Origin of the sequence: Archangium sp., assembly GCF_036389735.1 — a bacterium.
Lineage (GTDB): Bacteria > Myxococcota > Myxococcia > Myxococcales > Myxococcaceae > Archangium.
On the sequence record NZ_DASVWK010000556.1, the window covers coordinates 1 to 2,882 of the forward strand.

General features: G+C 72.6%; 2 protein-coding genes. One reads left to right on the plus strand and one right to left on the minus strand.

Features of this window, described 5'->3' with window-relative positions:
- A partial coding sequence (locus VF794_RS19430) for a phospholipase D-like domain-containing protein (RefSeq protein WP_331112542.1) occupies positions 1–579 on the plus strand: 579 nt, incomplete at its 5' end.
- Positions 580–604: 25 nt separating this feature from the next.
- Here the strand turns inward: VF794_RS19430 and VF794_RS19435 are convergent.
- Positions 605–2,882: ATP-dependent DNA helicase RecQ (locus tag VF794_RS19435; RefSeq protein ID WP_331112544.1), on the minus strand; the 2,278-nt coding region annotated here is incomplete at its 5' end.

Here is a 2,882-nt window from a genome sequence, read left to right on the forward strand (position 1 = left end):
ACGTGGTTTCCCCCGCTGGAGCCCGCCGGGCCGGTGATGGCGCGGGGGATTCCGGATGGCCCGGACGAGGACTTCGAGACGCTGCGCCTGACGTTGCTGGGAGCGCTGGCGTGCGCGCGGAGCACGGTGCGCATCGTCACGCCGTACTTCCTCCCGGACTCGGCGCTCATCACCGCGTTGAACGTGGCGGCGCTGCGGGGCGTGCGGGTGGACGTGGTACTGCCCGAGCGCCTCAACCTCACGGTGGTGCAGTGGGCCGCCACCGCGCAGCTCTGGCAGGTGATGCGCCCGAACTGCCGCGTCTTCCTCACCGCGCCGCCCTTCGACCACACCAAGCTGATGGTGGTGGACGGGGCCTGGAGTCTGGTGGGCTCGGCGAACTGGGACCCGCGCTCGCTGCGGCTCAACTTCGAGTTCGACGTGGAGTGCTACGACGTGGAGCTCGCCACGCGTCTGGAGGCCCTCATCGAGGAGCGACTCTCGCGAGCGCGGCTCCTCACGCTGGAGGATCTGACGGGCCGGTCGCTGCCCATCCGCCTCAGGGACGGAGTGGCCCGGCTGCTGTCGCCCTACCTGTAGCCCCGGGCTCGTGCCAGCGCACGTCTCAAGAGGAGACGCGGCCGACGAGGGCGAGGATGTCATCGCCGTAACGCTCGGCCAGCTTGGGGCCCACGCCGTGGATGCGCTGCAACGAGGCCCCATCCCGGGGGCGCGCGGTGGCGATGGCGCCGAGCACCGCGTCGGTGAGGATGCGGAAGGCGGGCACGCGCCGACGACGGGCCTCGGTGAGACGCCACGAGCGCAGGGCCTCCACCAGCTGGGGCGAGGCCGAGCCCACGCCGAGCGTCGCCCCACTGCGCCGGGAGCGATCCAGCGCGCGCACCAGGGCCTCGCGGCCATGAGGAGCCGCCCGAGGCACCGCCACCGGCTTGGCCATGTCCCCCTCGTAGTCCACCTTGGACCGGCGCGGGGCCCTGCGGGAGCTTCTCGCCCCCTTGGCGGCACCCTTGGAGGCGCGTTTGGAGACGCGACGCTTGCGTGCGGGGGCCTCGTCCGGGGGCAGCGGCAGTTGCACCTGGCCCGGTGCGGGCTCGTGCGTGCGCTGGCCGTCGGGCGTGAGCGTCACGCGCTGGAAGGTGATGCTCTGACCGTCCTTCTCGAAGGTGTCCTCGGACAGGCGCAGGAGCCCGGCGCGCACCAGTCCCCCGAGGAGCCGCTCGAAGTCGCGGCGGGGCAGCGCCTCGCCGAAGAGCTCGCGGTGGAGCCGTCCGGTGGCCTGACCGTCGCGCTCGTGAAGCGCCTCGAGGATGCGCGTGAGCGCCTGGGCCTCGCTGGCGGAGGGCTCGCCGAAGCGCAGGGTGGCACAGGACTCGGGCGCGCACACGTCGCACAGGCCGCACTCGGCCCCCGAGTCCTGCACGTCGCCGAAGTGAGCCACGAGGTGTCGCATGCGGCACCCATGCGCCTCGGCATAGCGGGCCATGGCCTCGAGCTGCGACTGCTTGTGCGCGCGCTGCGCCGTGTACGAGGCCGTCCAGCCCGGCCTCCCGCGGCGCACGGACTCATCCGGAGACACCTCCACGCCTCCGTGAATCCACAGCTGCTCGAGCGCCTTGTCGAAGACATCGAAGGCCACGCGGGCCCGGGCGGCGAGCGACTCCTTGGGCTCGGGCTCCTCGCGGGTGGCGCGGTAGAGGCGCTCGAGGACGGAGGGCTCGGGGTAGTCGCGCTCGTGGAAGAACTCGTGCGTGCGCCGGTCGATGAAGGAGTGCAGCAGCACCGCGCGCGAGGGCTTCCCATCGCGGCCCGCGCGACCGAGCTCCTGGTAGTAGCCCTCCAGGCTCGCGGGCAGCGCGGCATGCACCACGGTGCGCACGTCCGCCTTGTCGATGCCCATGCCGAAGGCCGTCGTCGCGACGATGACCTCCAGCCGGCCCCGGAGGAAGGCCGTCTGCACCGTGTCCCGCTCCGAGGCGCTCATGCCCGCGTGGTACATGCCCGTGGGGAAGTGCGCGCCGAGCTCCTCCGCGTAGCGCTCCGCGTGCTTGCGCGTGGCGGCGTAGACGATGGCCGGGCGGTTGTCGGGCTCGTCGAGCAGCTCGCGAATGGCATCACCGCGCTGGCTGGGGTTGAGCTCGCGCGCCTCGATGGCGATGTTGGTGCGCCGGAAGCCGTGGATGAAGGTGCGCGCGGGCTTGTCTCGCGGCCCCTGAAGCCCGAGCTGCTGGAGGATGTCCTGTTGCACCTCCGGCGTCGCCGTGGCGGTGAGCGCGATGACGGGCGCGGGGCGCAGGGTGGGCAGCCGGGCGCCCAGCAGCCGGTAGTCCGGGCGGAAGTCGTGCCCCCACTGGGAGATGCAGTGCGCCTCGTCCACCGCCACCAGCGCGGGCGTGCGCCGGGCCAGCATCTCCACGAAGCCCGGCACCCCCAGCCGCTCGGGCGCGATGAAGAGGAAGTCCAGTCGTCCCTCGAGGTAGTCCACGCACACCTGACGCGACGTGGCCCGGTCCCTCCCAGAGTGGATGCGCTCCGCCGCCAGCCCCAGCGACTGGAGCCGCGCCACCTGATCCTCCATCAGCGCGATGAGGGGGCTGATGACCAGTGTCGTCCCAGCGCGTGCGAGGCCCGGGAGCTGGTAGCAGAGGGACTTGCCCGCTCCCGTGGGCATCACCAGCAGCAGGTCCTTGCCCTCCGTCGCCGCCCGGCACACGGCCTCCTGGTAGGGACGGAAGTCCGAGAAGCCATACACCTCCTGGAGCAGCCCGCGCAGCGCGTCCGGGGGCGTGGGAGCACGGGGTTTGCGCTCGGGTCGCGAGGAGTGGCTGGGCGAGGTGAGGGTGAGCGTGGGGCGTGATGGAGCCGTGGGCGCCGGGACGGGCTCG